The organism is Methylobacterium sp. Leaf108, from assembly GCF_001423265.1.
Taxonomy (GTDB): domain Bacteria; phylum Pseudomonadota; class Alphaproteobacteria; order Rhizobiales; family Beijerinckiaceae; genus Methylobacterium.
The window spans coordinates 69,009-88,488 of sequence record NZ_LMND01000005.1 but is presented as its reverse complement, the minus strand read 5'-3'; the positions used below and the strand labels follow the sequence as shown (position 1 = coordinate 88,488).

25 protein-coding genes are annotated in these 19,480 nt (G+C 70.2%); 8 read left to right on the top strand and 17 right to left on the bottom strand.

The window, feature by feature from the left end:
• Nucleotides 1–65: 65 nt before the first annotated feature.
• Nucleotides 66–611, bottom strand: coding sequence for a helix-turn-helix domain-containing protein (locus ASF39_RS20280; RefSeq protein WP_162240577.1), 546 nt, complete (start codon nucleotides 609–611; stop codon nucleotides 66–68).
• A 330-nt stretch (nucleotides 612–941) separates the two neighbouring features.
• Between ASF39_RS20280 and ASF39_RS05725 the strand changes: the two genes are divergently transcribed.
• The 4 genes from ASF39_RS05725 to ASF39_RS05710 all read left to right on the top strand — a co-directional run bounded on the left by ASF39_RS05725 (nucleotide 942) and on the right by ASF39_RS05710 (nucleotide 3,839).
• Entirely contained in the window at nucleotides 942–1,526 is a 585-nt protein-coding gene (locus tag ASF39_RS05725; protein ID WP_056281794.1) for a DUF1285 domain-containing protein, read from the top strand.
• Nucleotides 1,523–2,224 carry a CoA pyrophosphatase gene (locus tag ASF39_RS05720; protein WP_056281791.1) on the top strand — a complete coding sequence of 234 codons (702 nt, stop codon included), beginning with the start codon at nucleotides 1,523–1,525 and terminating at the stop codon, nucleotides 2,222–2,224. Before ASF39_RS05725 ends, ASF39_RS05720 begins: the two co-directional genes overlap by 4 nt.
• Nucleotides 2,225–2,325: 101 nt before the next feature.
• On the top strand, nucleotides 2,326–2,583 hold the full coding sequence (locus tag ASF39_RS05715) for a DUF6111 family protein (RefSeq protein ID WP_055882298.1): 258 nt from the start codon (nucleotides 2,326–2,328) through the stop codon (nucleotides 2,581–2,583).
• A gap of 38 nt (nucleotides 2,584–2,621) precedes the next feature.
• Complete coding sequence (locus ASF39_RS05710) at nucleotides 2,622–3,839, top strand: CCA tRNA nucleotidyltransferase (protein ID WP_244472290.1); 1,218 nt, start codon at nucleotides 2,622–2,624, stop codon at nucleotides 3,837–3,839.
• Nucleotides 3,840–3,854: 15 nt separating this feature from the next.
• Here the strand turns inward: ASF39_RS05710 and atpC are convergent, their stop codons facing one another.
• The 8 genes from atpC to ASF39_RS05670 form a co-directional block, all read right to left on the bottom strand.
• Nucleotides 3,855–4,256, bottom strand: coding sequence for an ATP synthase F1 subunit epsilon (gene atpC, locus ASF39_RS05705; protein ID WP_055882302.1), 402 nt, complete (start codon nucleotides 4,254–4,256; stop codon nucleotides 3,855–3,857).
• A gap of 76 nt (nucleotides 4,257–4,332) precedes the next feature.
• Nucleotides 4,333–4,584 carry a hypothetical protein gene (locus tag ASF39_RS05700; RefSeq protein WP_055882305.1) on the bottom strand — a complete coding sequence of 84 codons (252 nt, stop codon included), beginning with the start codon at nucleotides 4,582–4,584 and terminating at the stop codon, nucleotides 4,333–4,335.
• 4 nt (nucleotides 4,585–4,588) lie between these two features.
• A complete protein-coding gene (gene atpD, locus ASF39_RS05695; protein WP_055882308.1) occupies nucleotides 4,589–6,049 on the bottom strand; it encodes a F0F1 ATP synthase subunit beta in 1,461 nt (486 codons plus the stop codon).
• Nucleotides 6,050–6,095: 46 nt separating this feature from the next.
• Nucleotides 6,096–6,971, bottom strand: coding sequence for a F0F1 ATP synthase subunit gamma (locus ASF39_RS05690; RefSeq protein ID WP_056281785.1), 876 nt, complete (start codon nucleotides 6,969–6,971; stop codon nucleotides 6,096–6,098).
• Between the two features lie 157 nt (nucleotides 6,972–7,128).
• The gene (gene atpA / locus ASF39_RS05685; protein ID WP_055882317.1) at nucleotides 7,129–8,658 is read right to left on the bottom strand and encodes a F0F1 ATP synthase subunit alpha; all 1,530 of its coding nucleotides are present in this window, start codon (nucleotides 8,656–8,658) and stop codon (nucleotides 7,129–7,131) included.
• A gap of 82 nt (nucleotides 8,659–8,740) precedes the next feature.
• Nucleotides 8,741–9,310, bottom strand: coding sequence for a F0F1 ATP synthase subunit delta (locus tag ASF39_RS05680; RefSeq protein ID WP_055882320.1), 570 nt, complete (start codon nucleotides 9,308–9,310; stop codon nucleotides 8,741–8,743).
• Nucleotides 9,311–9,649: 339 nt separating this feature from the next.
• Nucleotides 9,650–10,345, bottom strand: a complete 696-nt coding sequence (locus ASF39_RS05675) for a DsbA family protein (RefSeq protein ID WP_056281781.1) — start codon at nucleotides 10,343–10,345, stop codon at nucleotides 9,650–9,652.
• A gap of 208 nt (nucleotides 10,346–10,553) precedes the next feature.
• Complete coding sequence (locus ASF39_RS05670) at nucleotides 10,554–10,952, bottom strand: DUF3597 domain-containing protein (RefSeq protein ID WP_055882325.1); 399 nt, start codon at nucleotides 10,950–10,952, stop codon at nucleotides 10,554–10,556.
• Between the two features lie 294 nt (nucleotides 10,953–11,246).
• Between ASF39_RS05670 and ASF39_RS05665 the strand changes: the two genes are divergently transcribed.
• Genes ASF39_RS05665 through ASF39_RS05655 form a run of 3 tightly spaced genes read left to right on the top strand, consistent with a single transcriptional unit; the run spans nucleotide 11,247 to nucleotide 13,806 of the window.
• Nucleotides 11,247–12,275 (top strand): ABC transporter substrate-binding protein, encoded by a 1,029-nt coding sequence (locus ASF39_RS05665; protein WP_056281777.1) that lies wholly within the window; start codon nucleotides 11,247–11,249, stop codon nucleotides 12,273–12,275.
• Between the two features lie 5 nt (nucleotides 12,276–12,280).
• On the top strand, nucleotides 12,281–13,033 hold the full coding sequence (locus tag ASF39_RS05660) for an ABC transporter permease subunit (RefSeq protein WP_055882331.1): 753 nt from the start codon (nucleotides 12,281–12,283) through the stop codon (nucleotides 13,031–13,033).
• A complete protein-coding gene (locus tag ASF39_RS05655; protein ID WP_056281773.1) occupies nucleotides 13,030–13,806 on the top strand; it encodes an ABC transporter ATP-binding protein in 777 nt (258 codons plus the stop codon). Before ASF39_RS05660 ends, ASF39_RS05655 begins: the two co-directional genes overlap by 4 nt.
• Nucleotides 13,807–13,864: 58 nt before the next feature.
• On the opposite strand, the gene ASF39_RS05650 is transcribed toward ASF39_RS05655, so the two are convergent.
• The 3 genes from ASF39_RS05650 to ASF39_RS05640 all read right to left on the bottom strand — a co-directional run bounded on the left by ASF39_RS05650 (nucleotide 13,865) and on the right by ASF39_RS05640 (nucleotide 16,702).
• A complete protein-coding gene (locus tag ASF39_RS05650; protein WP_082494389.1) occupies nucleotides 13,865–14,386 on the bottom strand; it encodes a hypothetical protein in 522 nt (173 codons plus the stop codon).
• A gap of 144 nt (nucleotides 14,387–14,530) precedes the next feature.
• Nucleotides 14,531–14,716, bottom strand: a complete 186-nt coding sequence (locus tag ASF39_RS05645; protein WP_056281770.1) for a hypothetical protein — start codon at nucleotides 14,714–14,716, stop codon at nucleotides 14,531–14,533.
• 177 nt (nucleotides 14,717–14,893) lie between these two features.
• A complete protein-coding gene (locus tag ASF39_RS05640) occupies nucleotides 14,894–16,702 on the bottom strand; it encodes an adenine deaminase C-terminal domain-containing protein (protein WP_056281767.1) in 1,809 nt (602 codons plus the stop codon).
• 284 nt (nucleotides 16,703–16,986) lie between these two features.
• On the opposite strand from ASF39_RS05640, the gene ASF39_RS05635 reads away from it, so the two are divergent.
• Nucleotides 16,987–17,244, top strand: a complete 258-nt coding sequence (locus ASF39_RS05635; protein ID WP_055882343.1) for a hypothetical protein — start codon at nucleotides 16,987–16,989, stop codon at nucleotides 17,242–17,244.
• Between the two features lie 63 nt (nucleotides 17,245–17,307).
• Here ASF39_RS05635 and ASF39_RS05630 read toward each other — a convergent pair whose 3' ends face one another.
• The 5 genes from ASF39_RS05630 to ASF39_RS05610 all read right to left on the bottom strand — a co-directional run bounded on the left by ASF39_RS05630 (nucleotide 17,308) and on the right by ASF39_RS05610 (nucleotide 19,405).
• Nucleotides 17,308–17,526, bottom strand: coding sequence for an alkylphosphonate utilization protein (locus ASF39_RS05630; RefSeq protein ID WP_055882346.1), 219 nt, complete (start codon nucleotides 17,524–17,526; stop codon nucleotides 17,308–17,310).
• Nucleotides 17,527–17,541: 15 nt separating this feature from the next.
• Nucleotides 17,542–17,757 (bottom strand): hypothetical protein, encoded by a 216-nt coding sequence (locus ASF39_RS05625; protein WP_055882350.1) that lies wholly within the window; start codon nucleotides 17,755–17,757, stop codon nucleotides 17,542–17,544.
• Nucleotides 17,758–17,836: 79 nt separating this feature from the next.
• Complete coding sequence (locus ASF39_RS05620; RefSeq protein ID WP_055882353.1) at nucleotides 17,837–18,535, bottom strand: esterase; 699 nt, start codon at nucleotides 18,533–18,535, stop codon at nucleotides 17,837–17,839.
• A gap of 7 nt (nucleotides 18,536–18,542) precedes the next feature.
• Nucleotides 18,543–18,920: a hypothetical protein gene (locus tag ASF39_RS05615; RefSeq protein WP_055882356.1), complete on the bottom strand. Its 378-nt coding sequence runs from the start codon at nucleotides 18,918–18,920 to the stop codon at nucleotides 18,543–18,545.
• A gap of 41 nt (nucleotides 18,921–18,961) precedes the next feature.
• Nucleotides 18,962–19,405, bottom strand: a complete 444-nt coding sequence (locus ASF39_RS05610) for an OsmC family protein (RefSeq protein ID WP_055882360.1) — start codon at nucleotides 19,403–19,405, stop codon at nucleotides 18,962–18,964.
• Nucleotides 19,406–19,480 lie beyond the last annotated feature (75 nt).

Below are 19,480 nucleotides of genomic sequence, written 5' to 3'. Positions count from 1 at the left end.
AGGGGGGACGCGAGAGCGCAACCGGCACGGGTTCCGCGGCGATCCGCTCGACGCCGAGGAACCGGTCAGCCGGCGAGTCCTGCCTGGCGGTACGAGCCCGGCGGCATTCCGAAAGCCTTGTGGAAGCTGCGGCTGGCATGGGTCACGCTGCGAAAGCCGCTGGCATGGGCGATCGTCTTGATGGAGCGCGCATCGCCCCGGTGGGCCAGGGCGCCGCGCATCAGGTGCAGGCGCTGCCGCTGCACGCAGGTCGCCACGCCGCCGAGCGGCTCGAGGATGCGATAGAGCACCGTGCGCGAGACGCCGGTGCGGCGCGCGATCCGCTCGGGCGTGAGATCCGGGCAGGTCGCCTGCGCCGCGATGAAGGCGAGGATCTCGTCGCGCTTGGTGGCCGCCCGCCGCGAAGATGTCGAGCGATCCGCGGACGATGTCGTGATGCACGAGACAATTCCGGCCGCGTCGTGCGGGTCCCTGGAAACTGCCCTCGCCGTTTTCGCTGGTAGCGGCCGTGTCGTCGTAAGCCCACGATGGAGGACGAGCCCTTCATCGACGCTCGCGGTCCAGGTCGGGGATGGCGTTAGACTGTCCTGGACGCGGCTTGTGTCGAACATCACGGCGTTCCTGCTTGGAATTCCAGCCATGAGCGGGAGACAAACGGACGTCAACGCGGTGGAGCGGAAGCGGACAATCTGCTGCGTCGAGCCTGTGCGATTGGCACGAATCGTCCGCCCGCTGGTCGTTCGAGAGGCCAGGGCCCGCCAGGGCGAGGCAGCGACGGACGGCAGGTCCTTTCCTCGGGTCCTTTGCGGCGTCCGACACGCGCAGTCGTTCCCCGATTCGACCAGGGACGCCGCGAACCGACGCGTGAGCGGTCGTCGGAAGGCCCACGGCGTGCCCGTCGCCTCTGTCCCCACGCCGGTCCAACCGCTATCGTTCCCCTCATGCCCGAAATCCCCTCCCCCGATCCCGTCCTCGCCCGCCTCACCGCGGCCCTCGGCGCCGAGGCAAAGCGTGGCCTGCCTCCGGTGGAGCGATGGAACCCGGCCCATTGCGGCACGATCGACATGCGCATCGCCGCCGACGGCACCTGGTTCCACGAGGGGGCGCCGATCCGGCGGCCGGCGATGGTCAAGCTGTTCGCCTCGATCCTGCGGTGCGAGGAGGACGGCGGCATCGTGCTGGTGACCCCGGCGGAGCGTGTCGCCATCGCCGTGGAGGATGCGCCGTTCGTGGCCGTCGACATGGCCGTGGAGGGCGAGGGCGACGACAGGCGGATCGTGGTGCGCACCAACGTCGACGACGTCGTGTCCGTCGATGCCGAGCACCGCCTGCGGTTCGAGGAGGTCGCAGGCGGCGGCCTCAAGCCCTATGTGCATGTGCGCCGCGGCTTGTGGGCGCGGGTGACGCGGGCGCTGACCTACGACCTCGTCGCCCTGGGTGAGGAGCGCGAGGTCGACGGCGCGCCGTGGTTCGGCATCGCGGCCGGCGGCGTCTTCCATCCCATCGCACCCGCGGCCGCCGCTTGAACGGCGCGCGCCCCGACAGCCTGGCGGCGTTTCTGGAACGGGCCGCCGCCGGCCTCTCGGCCGATGCCCCCCGCCCCGGCGATCCCACCTCCAATCCGCGCGGCGACCACGACCTCGACGCGGACGGGATCGCCGTCGCCCCGCCCGGCCCGCATCGCCACGCGGCGGTGCTGGTGCCGGTGGTGGCCCGCCACACCGGCCTCTCCGTGCTCTTCACCCAGCGCAGCGCGGGCCTGCGCGACCATTCCGGCCAGATCTCGTTTCCCGGCGGCAAGATCGATCCGGCCGATCCCGGCCCGGCCGGCACCGCCCTGCGGGAGGCGTGGGAAGAGATCGGCCTCGCATCCGAGCGGGTCGGGGTGCTCGGCTACCTCGACCCCTACCTCTCGGCCACCGGCTTCCTCGTGGTGCCGGTGGTCGGGCTGGTGGAGGAGCCCCTCACCCTCGCCCTCAACCCGGAGGAGGTGGCGGAGGTGTTCGAGGTGCCCCTCGACGTGCTCATGGACCCGGCCGGCCACAGCCTCGGTTCCGGCGCCTGGCGCGGCCGGACCCGGCGCTACTACGCCATCACCCACGCGGATCGCCTGATCTGGGGCGTGACGGCGGGCATCGTGCGCAACCTCTACGAACGCCTCTGGGCGCCCGGGGACACCCGTGCTTCGTCACGCCGCGCGAGGCCGTCTGTCGAAACCGGGTAGACGGGACCACCTGAGTCCGTAGGGTTCCGGTCGGCCGCCGGACCGGCCTGCGGGAGCCTCGGACCGGAACCCTCCCCGTATCGAGAGTCCTCGAAGGCATCATGATCGCCAGGATCGTCCAAGAAGCCCTGCTGTTCCTGCTGCCGTGGGCGCTGTTCTACGGCTACCTCGCGCTCAAGGGCCGCAACCCGCACCAGGGCTACCATTGGGAGGGGCAGGTGTTCCGCCTGTTCATGGCCGGCATCGGCCTCGTGGTGGTGTCGCTCGTCCTCACCGGTTTGTTCGGCGAGAGTCATCGCGGAGGCTACGTGCCGCCGCGCCTCGAGAACGGACAGGTGGTGCCGGGCACGTTCCGGTGACCGGGCGGCGCCTCGCATACGACGCTCCGGCCGCCCTCCTGCGTCGCCGGGATGTCGGCCGCGTCCTGCGGGCCCTGGCGGTGCCCGGCGAGGAGACCCGGCCGGTGGGAGGCTGCGTCCGCGACGCCCTCCTCGGCGGGTCGGCCGACGACCTCGATCTCGCCACCACCATCGCGCCCGCCGCCGTGATGGCGCTCGCCGCGGATGCGGGTCTTCGTGCCATCCCCACCGGGATCGACCACGGCACCGTGACCCTGCTCGCCGACGGCACCGCCTTCGAGGTGACGACCCTGCGCGAGGACGTCGAGACGGACGGGCGTCACGCGGTGGTGCGCTTCGGCCGCGATTTCGGGCGCGATGCCGAGCGGCGTGACTTCACCATCAACGCCCTCTCCCTCGACGCCGAGGGCCGCCTGCACGACACCACCGGCGGCATCGCCGACCTCGCGGCGGGGCGGGTGCGGTTCATCGGCGACGCGCCGACGCGCATCCGCGAGGACGCCCTGCGGATCCTGCGCTTCTTCCGGTTCCACGCCCGCTACGGCCTCGGGCCGCCGGACGGGGAGGGCCTGGCCGCCTGCATCGCCGTGCGGGACGCCGTCGACGGTCTGTCGCGCGAGCGCATCCGGGCGGAACTGCTCAAGCTCTTGGTCGCCCCCGGTGCGCTGCCGGCGCTGGGCGTGATGGCGCGACACGGTATCCTGACGCGCCTGCTCGCGAGCTCCGGCGACCTCGATCGTCTCGGGCGCCTGCTCGCGGCGCTGCCGCAGGCGGACGGGTTGTCCCGCCTCGCGGCCCTGGCGGTGCGCGAGGCCGGCGACGTCGAGCGCCTGGAGAATGGCCTGCGCCTGTCCCGGGCCGAGGTCCGGCACCTGTCGGCCTACGCCGGCGCCTTGGACGCCCTCGGAGGGACGCGCGCACGCGGTCGTGCCGCCATGCGCGCGCTTCTGGCCGACAACGACGGTCGGGCGCTATCGGAGGCCTTGTCGGTCCTCGCCGGCGAGGAAGCGGAGCCGATGATGACCGAGGAGGGCCGGGCCGCCCTGGCGGCGGTCCTCGACGGGACGGAGGCGCGGCCGGTGTTTCCCGTCGCTGGCGCCGACCTGGTCGGGCGGGGCGTGCCGGCCGGGCCGGCGGTGGGCCGCGGCCTGAAGGCGGCGCGACGGCGGTGGCTCGAGGCGGGCTGCCCGACCGAGGCAGCCGCGATCGACGACCTGGTCGCCGTCGCCCTGGAGGCCGCCGGCCGGCTCGACTGACCGGGGGCGCGTTCCTCAGAAGCTGAGGGCGACCTTGGCGTCCTTCAACTGGACGATCTGGCCGTCAATCTCCTCGCGCTTGGCGAAGTCCTCGGTGGCGTCGCGCTGGAGCTGGAGGGCGGCGATGTCGGCGTCGATGGAGGTCGGGGTGATCTCCTCGAAGGGGTTCGCCCGCTCGGCGATCACCGTCACGCCGGTGGGCCCGATGTCGGCGAAGCCACCGCGCACCAGCACGCGCTTGCCGGCATGCCCGGTCTCGTTGATGACGATCACGCCGACCTTCAGCGCGGTGAGCACCGGGGCGTGGCCCGGCAACACCGTCATCTCGCCCTCGACGCCGGGAAGCTGCACGGCTTCGACCTGGCCCGAGTACAGGGTCCGCTCGGGGCCGACGAAGTCGAACTGGAAGGTGGCCATGGCGTCAGGATTCCTGGGGTCGGACATCGTGGAGGACCGCGCCCGGCCGGTGGACCGGGCGCGGTCGAAAATGAGGTCAGCCGCGGCGGCGGTCGGCGACGAAGCCGGCGCCCAGGCCGAGGACGGCGCCGATCACCGCGTACAGCCCGATATGCTGGACCTGGCCGCTGGTGAGGTCGCCGCCGCCCGCGCCGGCCGAGGACTTGTTGTCCTGGATCTCGACGCTGAGCGGGCCGATCTTGATCTCCGCCGCCTGCGGGCGGGTGAGGTAGCCCACGAGCCCGCCGGCCACGAGGCCGACGAGCAGAAGCATGGTCTTGGCGTTCATGCGCTCAGGCCGAGGCCGCGAGCTTCTTGGCCTTTTCCTTGGCGTCCTCGATGGTGCCGACCATGTAGAAGGCGGCCTCCGGCAGGTCGTCGTAATCGCCGTTCACGAGGCCCTTGAAGCCCTTGATGGTGTCGGCCAGCGGCACCTGGATGCCCGGCGAGCCGGTGAAGATCTCGGCCACCGAGAAGGGCTGCGAGAAGAAGCGCTCGATCTTGCGGGCGCGCGCCACGGTGAGCTTGTCCTCTTCCGAGAGCTCGTCCATGCCCAGGATCGCGATGATGTCCTGGAGCGCCTTGTAGCGCTGCAGGGTCTGCTGCACGCGGCGGGCGACGTCGTAGTGCTCCTCGCCGAGGACGGTCGGGTTGAGCATGCGCGAGGTCGAGTCGAGCGGATCCACGGCCGGGTAGATGCCCTTCTCGGCGATGGAGCGCGAGAGCACCGTGGTGGCGTCCAAGTGGGCGAAGGAGGTGGCGGGCGCCGGGTCGGTCAGATCGTCGGCCGGCACGTAGATCGCCTGCACCGAGGTGATCGACCCCTTGGTGGTGGTGGTGATGCGCTCCTGCAGGGCGCCCATGTCGGTGGCCAGAGTCGGCTGGTAGCCCACCGCGGAGGGGATGCGGCCGAGCAGCGCCGACACTTCCGAGCCGGCCTGGGTGAAGCGGAAGATGTTGTCCACGAAGAACAGCACGTCCTGGCCCTGATCGCGGAAATCCTCGGCGATGGTGAGGCCGGTGAGCGCGACGCGCGAGCGTGCGCCGGGGGACTCGTTCATCTGGCCGTAGACCAGCGCGCACTTGGAGCCCTCGGCCGAGCCGTTGTGCTCCTTGGGGTCCATGTTGACCTTGGACTCGATCATCTCGTGGTAGAGATCGTTGCCTTCGCGGGTACGCTCACCCACGCCGGCGAACACCGAGTAGCCCGAGTGCACCTTGGCGATGTTGTTGATGAGCTCCATGATCAGCACGGTCTTGCCGACGCCGGCGCCGCCGAACAGGCCGATCTTGCCGCCCTTGGCGTAGGGGGCCAGCAGGTCGACCACCTTGATGCCGGTCACCAGGATCTGCGACTCGGTCGACTGCTCGGAATAGGCCGGCGCGGGCTGGTGGATGGCGCGCAGGGTGTCGGACTGGATCGGGCCGGCCTCGTCGATCGGCTCGCCGATGACGTTCATGATGCGGCCCAGGGTGTTGAAGCCCACCGGCACCATGATCGCCTCGCCGGTGTCGGTGACCTCCTGGCCGCGCACGAGGCCTTCCGAGGTGTCCATCGAGATGCAGCGCACGGTGCTCTCGCCGAGCTGCATGGCGACTTCGAGAACGAGGCGGTTGCCGTTGTTCTTGGTCTCCAGCGCGTTCAGGATCTCGGGCAGGTGGCCGTCGAAATGCACGTCGACCACGGGGCCGATGACCTGGGTGATGCGGCCGACCTTGTTGGAGCCGGCGCCGGGGGTAGCGGTGTTCGCCATGATGAGGTCCTTACGATGCGGTGGCGCCGGGGCGCCCGAATGGGTGTTAGAGGGCTTCGGCGCCCGAGATGATTTCGATCAGTTCCTTGGTGATCATGGCCTGACGCGTGCGGTTGTAGATCTGCGTCTGCTTCTTGATCATCTCGCCCGCGTTGCGCGTGGCGGAATCCATGGCGCCCATGCGCGCACCCTGCTCGGAGGCCGCGTTCTCCAGGAGCGCGCGGTAGACCTGAACGGTGAGGTTGCGCGGCAGCAGCGTGTCGAGGATGGCCTCCTCGTTCGGCTCGAACTCAAGGGCGGCGTCGGGCGCGGTGGCGCCGGTCGCAGGCAGTTCGGCCGGGATCAGCTTCTGGGCGGTGGGGATCTGCGAGATCACCGAGCGGAAGCGCGAGTAGAACAGGGTCGCCACGTCGAATTCGCCCGCCTCGAAGCGGGCGATGATCGACTCGGCGATCTCGGCGGCGAACTCGTAGTCCACCGGCCGGGTGCCGCGGATGTCGCGCGCCTCGATGATCTGGTCCTTGAAGATCCGGCGCAGGAGGTCGTTGCCCTTCTTGCCGACGGTGAGGATCTTCACCGTCTTGCCCTCGGCCATCAGCCTGCGGGCGTGGTCGCGGGCCATGCGGCCGATCGACGAGTTGAAGGCGCCGCACAATCCGCGGTCGGCGGTGCAGACCACGAGCAGATGGGTCTGGTCCGAGCCGGTGCCCGAAAGGAGCTTCGGCCCCTGCACGCCGCCGACGAGGTTGGCCGCGAGGTTGCCGAGCACCTGGGACATCTTCTCGGCGTAGGGCCGGCCGTTCTCGGCGGCGTTCTGGGCGCGCCGCAGCTTGGCGGCGGCGACCATCTGCATCGCCTTGGTGATCTTCTGCGTGCCCTTCACCGAGGTGATGCGGTTGCGCAGATCCTTCAAACTCGGCATCGGCTGACTTTCAGATCCGTCTCGGTTCGACCCTGGGGCGGCTCTCCTCCCCCTTGCGGGGAGGAGTCGGAGGTGGGGGTGGTGCCGAAAGGGTCACGCCGTCTCCGGCATCGCCCCCACCCCTGACCCCTCCCCGCGGGGGGAGGGAAAAAGCGCCTTACTTCATCGCTTTGATGACGCCCTCGATGGCGCCCTTCAGGGTGCCGGCGCTGGCGTCCGACAGGTCCTTCGAGTCGCGGATCGTGCCCAGGAGGTCGGCGTGCTTGGTACGCAGGGTCGAGAGCAACGCGTCCTCGAACGCACGGATCTTGTTGACCGGGATCGCGTCGAGGTAGCCGTTGACGCCGGCGTAGATCACCGCGACCTGCTCTTCCATCTTCAGCGGCGAGAACTGCGGCTGCTTCAGGAGTTCGGTCAGTCGCGAGCCGCGGTTGAGCAGCTTCTGGGTCGAGGCGTCGAGGTCGGAGCCGAACTGGGCGAAGGCGGCCATCTCGCGGTACTGCGCGAGCTCGCCCTTGATCTTGCCGGCGACCTTCTTCATCGCCTTGGTCTGGGCCGAGGAGCCCACGCGGGACACCGAGAGGCCGACGTTCACGGCCGGGCGGATACCCTGGTAGAACAGGTCGGTCTCGAGGAAGATCTGGCCGTCGGTGATCGAGATCACGTTGGTGGGGATATAGGCAGAGACGTCGTTGGCCTGGGTCTCGATGACCGGCAGCGCGGTCAGCGAGCCGTTGCCGGCGGCGTCGCCCATCTTGGCGGCGCGCTCGAGCAGGCGGCTGTGGAGGTAGAACACGTCGCCGGGATAGGCCTCACGGCCCGGCGGGCGGCGCAGCAGCAGCGACATCTGGCGGTAGGCGACGGCCTGCTTGGAGAGATCGTCGTATACGATCACGGCGTGCATGCCGTTGTCACGGAAGTACTCGCCCATGGCGCAGCCGGCGAAGGGCGCGATGAACTGCATCGGCGCGGCATCGGAGGCGGTGGCGGCGATGATGATCGAATATTCGAGGGCGCCGTTGTCCTCCAGCACCTTCACGAACTGGGCCACCGTCGAGCGCTTCTGTCCGATGGCGACGTAGACGCAATAGAGCTTGGCGTTCTCGTCGGTGCCGGCGTGGGCGGCCTTCTGGTTGAGGATTGTGTCCAGCGCGATGGCGGTCTTGCCGGTCTGGCGATCGCCGATGATCAGCTCGCGCTGGCCGCGGCCGACGGGGATGAGCGCGTCGATGGCCTTGAGGCCGGTGGCCATCGGCTCGTGCACCGACTTGCGCGGGATGATGCCCGGGGCCTTCACGTCGACGCGGCGACGCTCGGTGGTGGCGATGGGGCCCTTGCCGTCGATGGGGTTGCCGAGGCCGTCGACCACGCGGCCGAGGAGCGCCTTGCCGACCGGCACGTCGACGATGGCGCCGGTGCGCTTGACGGTCTGGCCTTCCTTGATGTCCCGGTCCGAGCCGAAGATCACGATGCCGACGTTGTCCTGCTCGAGGTTCAGCGCCATGCCGCGCACCCCCGATTCGAACTCCACCATCTCGCCGGCCTGGACGCTGTCGAGGCCGTAGGCGCGGGCGATGCCGTCACCGACCGAGAGGACCTGGCCCACCTCGGTGACCGCGGCTTCCTCGCCGAAGTTCTTGATCTGCTCTTTCAGGATCGCGGAGATCTCGGCAGCGCGGATGTCCATCGTTCGGCCTCTTCGAAAACTTGAAAAACACTGGGTGTGGGACGGGATGACGGGATGGACCGGGCCGCGAGGGCCGCGCTCCTCAGGCTTCCCGCATCGCCAGACGAATACCGTTGAGCTTCGTTCGCAGGGACGCATCGACCATGCGGCTGCCGATCTTGACCACGAGGCCGCCGATCAGGCTCGGGTCGACGGTGAGGTCGAGGTCGATCTCCGCGCGGGCGACGTCGCGCAGGGACGCCTTGATCTCCTCGACCACCGCCTCGGACGGCTTCTCGGCGACACGCACCTCGGCGCGCACGATGCCCTTCGACTCCCGCACCAGCACTCGGAAGGCGCGGATCATGTCCGGGAGCGCGAACAGGCGGCGGTTGGCGGCCGAGAGCCTGATGAAGTTGGCGCCGAGCCCGGTGATGCCGGCCTTGTCGAGAATGGCGCCGATGGCGGCGGCCTGTTCGGCACCCGTGAAGATCGGGCTGCGCACCAGGCGCATCAGGTCGGGGCTCTCCTTGAGCATGGCGTCGAAACGCTCGAGCCCCTGGGCCACCGCATCGACTTGGCGCTCCTCGCGGGCCAACTCGAATAGGGCCGAGGCGTAGCGCGCGGCTACGCCTGCGACCGGGGAACCCGCCTCGGAACTGGTCTGCGCCACGCGGCCGCTCTCTCTTCTAATCCAGCCTGCACGTTCCGACCCAGAAGTCGCCATCATGTGGCGTCGGCTCAGGAAACGTCGGCGATGGGAATGTCTCGGACCTAAGAGGGCGCAAACCCCCTCTACCGAAGCGGCGTCGCCCTACCATGCGGTCTCTGGACGCGCAAGGCGAGGCTTGGAGGCGGAGGCCTGACGGCGAGGTCCCGGCGAGGCGGCTAGATCGACCCGGCTGTGCGCGCCGGATGAAGGCCGGCGTCGCAAACGTGTCGGCATGGTGGCTGGATCGCGAAAATCGTGTCCTCGCCGGGACGGCGGTCGGGCTTTCTGTGGACTTTCCGGTCAGCAGGCGATGCGGTCGCAGCGGCGCTGGGCGGCGATCATCCGCGCCAGGGCCTTGGGGCCGGGATGGCCGAGCAGCCCGGTGTTCCCGAGCACGTAGGAGGGCGTGGTCGACAGGCCGAGGTCGGCCGCGATCCGCATCTGGCTCTTGAGTGCGAGCCGAACCTCCTGGCTGTCGCCGATGCCCTCGATCTCCGCCGCCGGGAGGCCGAGCTTTGCCGCCGCCGCCAGGGCGGAGGGCCCGTCGATCCGGCCGGGCTTGGCGAGCAGGCCCTGGTAGAGGCTCCATGCGGCGGCCGAGCCGAGGCGCTTCTGGACGGCCAGCGACACCTTCGCCGCCTGGGCCGATTGGACCGACAGGATCGGGTTGTTGATGAGCCCGATCCGCAGGGCCGGATCGCTGGCGGCGAGGGAGATCAGGTCGGCCGCCGCCTTGCGGCAGTAGGGACAATTGTAGTCGAAGAACTCGTAGAGCGTGACGCCTGCGTCGCGGGGCCCGATATAGGTGACGCCGCGCAAGCCCTCGATCTCCCCGACGATCTCGCCCGGCAGCCGGGTGTTGGCGACCGGCCGGCCCTCGTCGTTGTCCACCTTGAACGCCTGTCCGTACCCTTGTGCGCGGGCGAGGCCGGCCAGACCCGTCGTCGCCACGAGGCCGGCGGAGCCGGCGAGGATGCGCCTGCGCGAAACAATCATCGGGTGCCACGGGTTCGCCAGCCGGGGAGGTTCGGCCGGCGGAGTTTTAGCGACGGTCATCGGAGCGGGATAGGGGTGATCCGCCAGCCCGTCCGCCTCGTGAGGGTCGGCCCGCGATCCCTGGCCGCATGCCTCGCGGATCGGCCGTACGGATCGATGCGCGATCGCGTCCTCTCCTTTCGCGATGAGGAGAGGACGCCGGAAGAGATCAGTCCTTGAGATCGGCCGGCACCTTGCCGCCGTTCTCCTCGAGCTTCTTGATCACCTGCTTGTGCAGCCAGACGTTCATGGAGGCCGAATCGTCCTTGTCGCCGGTGTAGTGGAGCTCGTCGGCGAGCGCCTTACGGGCGGTGAGGCTCGAATCGATGTCGAGGAGCTTCATCAGGTCGACGATCGAGGTGCGCCAGTTGAGGGTCTGCCCGTTCTTGGCGGCCATTCCGTTGAGCACGGCTTCCACGTCCACCGGTTCGCCGGAGGCAGTGGCCGGTGCCGCGCCGCCCGCGGGGGCCGCGGTGCCGGTGGTGGCGTCGGCCGGCTTGGCCTCCGCCGTCGCGCCGCCGCCGAAGGGATGGAGGATCTTGCTGACGATGCTGCCGAGAAAGCTCATGGCGGTAGTCCTTGTGATTAGGAATCGGCCGCGAGGGGGGTGCCGCCGATGTCCTGTCTTAACGGTATCGGACCGAGGCCGTTCCGGAGCGCCGTCTCCGCCTGGCGAAGAAAGCCGGCGCGGCCGGGCCCGGAGGGAGAAGGCCCTTCCCGATCGATCGTCCCAAGCCGAGCCGGACGCACGCGGGTGTTTGAGGAATCCCCCGGCTGTGGCATGGCCGGGCTCGGTCCTTCGCGGGCCAGCCTCGCCCAACCTTGCCTCGCCTCGACCTCGCCTCGAAAGCCGGACTTCCCGATGCGCCCTGCCCTCCCCGTCCTCGCGACGATCCTGACCGCCTTTGCCGGGCTTCTGCTCGCCGCGCCGGCCAGTGCCCAGACGGCGCCGATCCCGGTACGCATCGGCGTCATCCCCATCGTCGGCGCGGCGCCGATCTTCGTGGCCGACGGCGAGGGCTGGCTGAAGGAGGCCGGCCTGAAGCCGACCTTCACCACCTTCGAATCCGGCCCCAACATGATCCAGGCGCTGGCCTCGGGCACCATCGACGTCTACGTCGCCGGCATCGCGCCGCTGGCGGTGGCCCGTACCAAGGGCATCGACGTGCGGGTGGTGGCCGCCACGGCCATCGAGGAGATGGTGGTCGTGGCCGGCCCCAAGCTCGCCCCGTATTTCGCTGGAAACGCCGACAAGGCGCAGGCCTTCGCGCAGTTCAAGGCCAAGGAGGGCCGGGCCGCCCGGCTGGCCACGCAGCCGCCGGGCTCGGTGCCGCACACCACCCTTCAGCATTGGCTCTGGCAGGTCGCCAAGGCGGCGAAATCGGATGCCGAGGTGGTGCCGATGGGCATCGACGCCACCCAGCAGGCGATGCTGGCCGGTGCCGTCGACGGAGCCGCCCTGCGCGAGCCGGCGCTCACCATCGTCCAGAACCGCAACCCGGCGATCACCCTCGTCGCCACCGGCGGCGAGATGTTCCCCAACCAGCCCGGTACGGTGGTCGGGGTCTACGGCGCCTTCGCCGACAAGAATCCCGCCGCCATCGAGGGGCTGGTGAAGGCCCTGGTCAAGGCCACCGACCTCCTGAAGTCCGACCCCGCCCGTGCCGCGGTGCCGGTGGAGGCCGCCCTCGGCAAGGGCATCACCGATCTCGCCACCATCCAGAAGGCGATCACCTCGCCGGCGGCGAAGTTCACCGCCGATCCGCGCGCGATCATCGACGCGACGAAGGCGATGCAGGCCTATCAGGTCTCGATCGGGACGCTGGAGAAGGACATCCCCACCGAGGGGCTGTTCGATGCGCGCTACTACGAGAAGGCGGTCGCCCGCTGACGCCGATGGCCCGCCTCACCCCGACGCTGCTGGCGGCCGCCGGCCTCCTCGCCTTCCTGGCGTTCTGGGAGGCGATGCCGCGGCTGGGCCTCATCAACCCGGCCTTCCTGCCGCCGCCGAGCACGATTCCGGCCGCCTTCCTCAAGGAGATCCGGCTCGGGGTCTGGTCGGAGGCGGTGGTCTCGAGCCTCAGCCACTACGTCGCCGGCCTCGGCGTCGGCGCCGCCGCCGGGGTGGCGCTCGGCATCCTGGTGGGGATGTCGCGCGGCGTCGAGGCCGCCACCGCCTGGGTGGTGCGGCTGCTGCGGCCGATCCCCGGCCTCGCCTGGGTCCCCTTCGCGATCATCTGGTTCGGGGTACAGCCGGAAGCGGCGGTGTTCATCATCGCCATCGGCGTGTTCTGGATCGTGTTCTTCGCGACGCAAGGCGCGGTGCGCGGGGTCGACCGCGACCTCATCGAGGTGGCGCAGGCCTTCGGTTTCCGGTCTCCGTTGTCGCGGCTCACCAAGATCGTGCTGCCGGCCGCCACACCGGGCATCCTCGTCGGCCTGCGCACCGCGCTCGGCCAGGCCTGGATGGCGGTGGTGGCCGCCGAGATCTTCGGCGTGCCCGGCGTCGGTGCGCGCATGATGCAGGCCTCCAGCCTCCTCTCCACCGACATCGTGGTCGTCTACATGCTCACCATGGCCGGCCTCTACGGCCTGTTCGACACCGCCTTCGTCGCCCTGCAGGGCTGGCTGCTGCGGTGGCGCCCATGACCGTTAACGCCATCACCGCCGACGCCATCGTCACCATCACGTCCCTGAGCCTCGCCTACGAGCGCGAGGGCCGGCGCAACGTCATCCTCGAAGGTCTCGACCTCACGGTCCGGCGCGGCGAGTTCGTGGTCATCGTCGGCGAGTCCGGGGTCGGCAAGTCCACGGTCCTGCGCGTGCTGATCGGTCTCGCCCGCCCCAGCGGCGGCAGCGTCCGCCTCGACACCCGGCCCGACTGCCGCACGCCGATGGCGCTGGTGTTCCAGGACGCCCGGCTGCTGCCGTGGCGGCGGGTGGCGTCCAACGTCGCCTTCGGCCTCGAGGGCTCCGGCCTGTCGGGCTCTCAGCGTCTCGAGAAGGCGCGCGAGATGCTGGCCCTGGTCGGGTTGTCCGATTTCGCCGACCGCTGGCCGCACCAGCTCTCCGGCGGCCAGCGCCAACGGGTGGCCATCGCCCGGGCGCTCGCCGTCGACCCCGACGTGCTCCTCATGGACGAGCCGTTCTCGGCGCTCGACAGCTTCACCCGCGAGGGCCTGCAGGAGGAACTGCAGCGCATCCAGGCGCGGACGGCCAAGACCATCCTGTTCGTCACCCACGACATCGACGAGGCGGTGACCCTCGCCGACCGGGTGGTGGTGCTCGCCGGCTCGCCCGGCCGGGTCGCGGCCGACATGACCATCGCCGTACCGCGCCCGCGCCGCCGCCGCGACGGCGCGCTGCTCGAAGCCGCCCGCCAACTGCGGGCGGAGTTGTCGGGCCGGTCGGCCGAACTCTGATCCACCGTCGAAGACCGCGATCGGGCGAGACGATCACCCGGCCGCGGTCGAAGATCCGTCAGTCGTCCAAGTCGCGACGCTGCCGGCGCGGACGATCGTCGTCCTCGTAGGAGCGACGGCGCGGCTCTTCGTCGTACCGGCGGCGCGGCTCGTCGTCATAGGAGCGCGCGCGCGGACGCTCGTCGTCCCTGTCGCGCCGGTCGCGATAATCGCCGCCGCGGTCGTCGCGGTCGCGGCTGCGATACCCGTCGCCGTCGTCGCCACGATCACGCCCGCCCCGGCGACCCTCGGCGACCTTCGGCGCGTACCAGCACATCTTGTTGGCGACGCCCGGCGCCGGATCGCCGAAGGAGCCGACGTTGCAGGGCACCGTTCCACCCTGAGGGAACGGGCGGCCGTTCGTCTTGCCCTTGATGCCGTAATAGACGTTGGTGGGATGCGGCATCCGGCAGACCTCGCCGTCCTGCGCGCAGGGAACCAGGTTCTGGGTATCGAGCTGGGCCGAGGCCGGGGCGTAGCCGCCGAGGGCCGGTCCGAGAAGCGTCGCCGCGAATGCAAAGGCGGCTGTCTTGAAATGCACGATCGTGGTCCTCCCGAGGTCGCTGGCGCCGGTGCCGCCTGTTCCGTCCGCCCCTGGGGTGGCGAGACGGCGAAGCGATAGCACGGACGCGCCGGTTCGCGCGCCCGGGTCGTAGGCCCGTTCTGGAGGTCTTGGCCGCGCCTCTCAGGTGCGCTGCGCGCCCTCGGCTTCGCGCGCCGGGGCGCAGATCTGCGGCGATAGCTTGTCGAGGTGGACGCAGGCGTTCTGGAGGTACCAGGTCCGCAGCCCGGGCTGGGTCGGGGCGACATACATGGCCACAAGGACGAAGCCGGCGACGGCGATGATGATCAGGAGAAGGAGGTTGCGCATGGGGTCGGTTCCGGCAGGCGGGACCCGCGCTGCGTGCGGCTCGCCCGCCCCGCATACCCGATTCCCTAAGATCGATGGTCCTTCCGGCGACGGCCGGTCTCGGCCCCATCAACGCGCCACGCCCGAAAACGACGCAGGTCCCCGCCGCGAAATTCCCGCCACGCCGGCCGGACGGGCTCAGGCCGCCTCGAACAGCGGCACGATCCGCATGCCGGGCACCAGCACGAGGCCCTTGTCGGTGATGCGGATCTCCGGGATGACCGAAAGCGGGATGAGGTTGAAGCCCATGTAGGGAATGCTGCAGCCGGCCGCCTGCCAGGCCTCCTTGAGCACCCGCACCTCCTCGGCCACGATCCCGACCCTCTTGTCGGACAGGAGCCCCGCCACCGGCAGCGGCACCGAGGCGACGACCTTGCCGCCGGCCACCACGCAGACGCCGCCCTGAGTCGCGGTCACCGTGTCGAGGGCGAGGCGCATGTCGGCTTCGTCGAGGCCGGCGACGATGAGATTGTGCGAATCGTGGCCGACGCTGCTCGCCACCGCGCCCGTCTTCAGCCCGAAGGCGCGCAGGAGCCCGTGCGCCACGTTGCCGGCGCCGCCGTGACGCTCGATCACGGTGACGAAGGTGCAGTCGTTCTGAGCGAGGGTCGACGCCCAGTCGGGTCCGGGCTGCAGCGTGAAGCGCTCGTGGACGAGCTCGATGCCCGGCAGGGTCGTGCGGATGGCGTTGACGAGGCAGGGCGCCGCCGGCAGTGCGGGGACGAGGCTCGGCAGCGGATCGGGCAGGTGGATCGTCGCATAGGCGGGCGCCGGATAGCGGTAGGGTCGTGACAGGGCCTCGTCGAGCACGGGCGTGATCCGGCGGTTCTCGACCACGCATTCCCCGCCGTACCAGGTCGATTGCGGAACGAGGTCGTCGTCGAGGAGCACGAGGTCGGCCCGGCGCCCGCCGCCGAACCCTCCGATCTCGCCGTCGAGGCCGTAACGGGTGGCCGGGTGGAGCGAGCCCATCGACCAGGCCTGGACCGGCGGAATGCCCATGCGCACCGCCTCGCGCACCACCCAGTCGAGCCCGAAGGCGAGGAGGTCCTGCGCGTCGCGGTCGTCGGTGCAGACGCAGACGCGCTTGGCCGCCGCCTTGAGCGCGGTGATCGTGCCGATCGCCTCGGGCAGGCTGTGCCAGGGGGTCGTCGGCGGGCCGCCGCGCAGAAAGATCCAGAGACCGGCCTCCAGGAGGTCGTCGGCGATGTCCTGGTCGATGGCCTCGTGAGTGTCGGTGACGCCACTGGCCGCATAGGGCGCGACGAAGCTGCGCCCGTAGATGTGGCCCGAGACCGGCCGTCCCCGCTCCAGCGCGGCGGCGATGATGGCGTGCGCCCGCGCGTCGCCCTCGGCCACCGCCACGAAATCCATCTTCTCGCCGAGCCCGACCGCCTCGGGCCAGGCGTCGAACAGGGCCGCGATCTTGGCCGCCGTGAGGTCGCCCCCGGCGGTCTCGAGCTCGGCCGAGGTCGCCGGCACGGTGCTCGGCACGGTTAGGAAGATGTTGAGCGGGGCCTCGCGGGCGTCCTCCAGCATCCACGCGATCCCGTCGGCATCGCAAACGTTGCCGATCTCGTGGCTGTCGCAGACGATCGTGGTGGTGCCGTTGAGGAGGGCCGCCTCGGCGTAGGCGCAGGCCGTCACCATGCTGCTCTCGATGTGCAGGTGCGGATCGACGAGGCCCGGCGCCAGGAGGCCGCCGGCCACATCCCGGCGCGGGGCGGCCCCGCGGTGGCTCCCGGCGGGATGCACGGCGGCGATGCGCCCACCGGCGATCCAGACCTCGCGGTCGGGCAGGATGCGCTCGGAATAGGTGGAGAGAAGCCGCGCGCCGGTGATGACCAGGTCCGGGTCGGCGCGGCCCGCCGCGACGTCGGCGAGCCGCCGCGTCATCCGGCTCAGGGGCTCCACGGAGAATCGGGTCAGCGCGCGTGGTCGGGTCATCGGGACTCCCGGGTCTGGTGACGTCGCGGATGGCGCACGCATCGTGCCATGCGCGGCGTCGCAGAACGGCAACGCCGGCCAGCGAAACGCCGCATGGAATTGCAAAATCGGCGCGCCGTCACCATCTGCCTGCTATGCCGATCGCGACCACAGTCGCTCGATCGGTGACGGCCACGAGACCGGGTGGCATCGGGTGACGCCGGATGTACGCGCACCCCCCGCCCGACATCCGTGGCCGTCGGCGTTTCTCCTCATTCTCCACACGTATCGTCCGAGTATCCGCCATGGCCAAACGCACGAAATCCAAGCCGCAGGAGCGGGGCTCCGTCCTGTTCGACGTCCTGTACGAAGACGAGTCCCGCGCCTCCAACCGGCGGGTGCCGATGGAGATCCTCGGCGGACTCGACGGCGACGAGCCGGCCCGCGAGATCATCGAGGAGCAGGACCGGGTCATCGCCGAGAAGTCCGGCCGGCCCAAGCGTGAGATCAGGAGCCTGACGCGCTCGCCGCCCCGGGCGCCGACCGCCGTCTCCGACGACTGATCGCGTCTCCGACGCGCGTCGAGCGGGATCGCGAAGCGACGACACGGACCTTGGACGATCCCCTCAGGCCTTCTTCAGGAACTCGGCGCGCAGGACGAGACCCTTCACCTTGTCGGTGCTGCCTTCGATTTCGGCGACGTTGCCGGTGAGGCGGATGCCCTTGACGAGGGTGCCGCGCTTCAGGGTCGTCGAGGTGCCTTTCACCTTGAGGTCCTTGATCAGCGTGACGGAATCGCCCTCGGCGAGGCGGGTGCCGTTGGCGTCCCGGGTCTCTTCACTCACACAGGGTCTCCTCGCTCACAGGTCGGCTTCGGTCTGCGGCGACATGTAGGGGCGACCGGCCTCCGCCAGGGCTCGGTCCACCGCCTCGATGGCGAGCAGGATCCGCATGAAATCCTCGGCGGCCGAGGCGGCCGCCAGCTCGCTGGATCCGATGCGCTTGGCGAGCGCGCTGCGCTGGCGGGCGAGGCTGGCGCGTGCCCGCTTCATGTCGGCGACCTCGTCGGATGTCATGGAGTACCCGTTTTGAATGCGTCGCCGCTGTGCCTGCGGCATGCTCGTGTCCGGCCCGCGAAGGCCGACGATCCCGCTGCTATGGCACGGCGTCCGCCCCGTCGGCGAGCAGGAAGATCACGGCCTTCTCGACGACGGCGGGATCGTAGGCATGCGGCCCGTCGTATTCGACGTAGGTGAGGTCGTAGCCCGCCTGTTCCAGCTTGGACTTGTGGAAGCGGGCGCTGCGATCGATCGGGATCTGGGTGTCCTGGGTGCCGTGGGAGAGGAAGATGCGCGGCGCGCCCATCTGGAGATGGACCGAAAGGAAGCCCGCCGAGGAGGCGACGAGCCGGGTCACCAGATCGCCGTTGGCCAGCCCCATCGACAGGGCGTAGCTGCCGCCGTCCGAATGACCGGCGAAGGCTAGGCGGGTCGGATCGAGCAGGTAGCGCGACGCCACTGCGGCCAGCGCCGTGTCGAGCCGCTCGCGGTCGGGGCCGTGGCCGCCGATCACCAGGTCCCAGGTCGGGAACAGGGATTGCGGCGCCAGCAGCAGGAAGCCGTTCGCCAGGGCGTGGGCCTCGAGCATCGGCAGGATCTTCTCCGCGCTGCCGCCGCCGCCGTGGAACAGCACCACCAGGGGCGTCGGTCGGCGCGGATCGACGCCGGGCGGGACCACCAGGACGGCGTCCCGCGTCTCGAACAGGCCGAGGGCATGGCGCCCCGGGGGCAGCGCCGGCTCTGTCGGGAGCCGGTGGACGAAGGTGAGGCGTCCGGTGAGCGTCGGCGCGATCATGCGGCCCTCACGCCTTGTCGCCGCCCGGCATCGGCTTGATCTTCAACTGATCGATCACCCATCGCCAGCCGCCCCCCTCCTGCTCGCGGGCCGTCTCCACCGAGAGGGTCCCGTTGGGAAGCCGCGCGAAGGTCATGGCGATCGGTCCGTTGCGCAGGGCCGGCAGGGCCTCCGCGCTCGGGAAATGCGAGCGCCGCGACAGGAGGTCGGTGTAGAAGCGCCGGATCTCGTCGTGGCCGGTGGCCACGACCGCGCCGGCGGCGAGCAGAGCGCCGGGCTCGTAGAGTGCCACCAGCCCCTCGACGTCGCCCGCGTTGGCGCGCTCGTTGAAGAGCCGCGCCAAGTCCTCGGGGGCCTGCGCCGGCGAACGGTCGGTGGTGCTCATCTGTCGGTCCTGGGATGTCGGGAATGACGTCGGCGAAATGGTCACTTGAGCCGCTGGCCGGCGGCGTCGTCCACCGCGACGCTGACGGGGATGCCGGCCTTCACGCTCTCGGACACGGTGCAGAACCGTTCGAACTGCTCCAGGACCTTGCCGATCCGCGGGACCGCCTCGGCGGTGGCGCCGAGCCGGATCGTCACGGCGATCCCGGCGATCCGCAGCCGTCCCTCGGCGTTGCGCTCCATCCGGCACTCGGCCTCGGCCTCGATTCCGTTGAGGTCCTGCCCGAATTTGCCCGAGGCGAACATCAGGCTGGCGCACAGGCAGTTGGTGACGCCCGCGACCATGATCTGCTCGGGGAACGGACCGTGCCCGCCGCCGAACGGCTCGGCCTCGTCCACGAGCAGGCCGGGATGCGCCTCGCCGAAATCGACCATGAAGCGATAGCCGTCGATCTGCTTGATCCTGATCCTGGGGCCGTCCGCCATCCGGGCGCTCCTCGATGGGTCAGACGGGCCGTTCCCGACATCGGTCTCGGTTGACAACCCGTCATTGCTGGCATA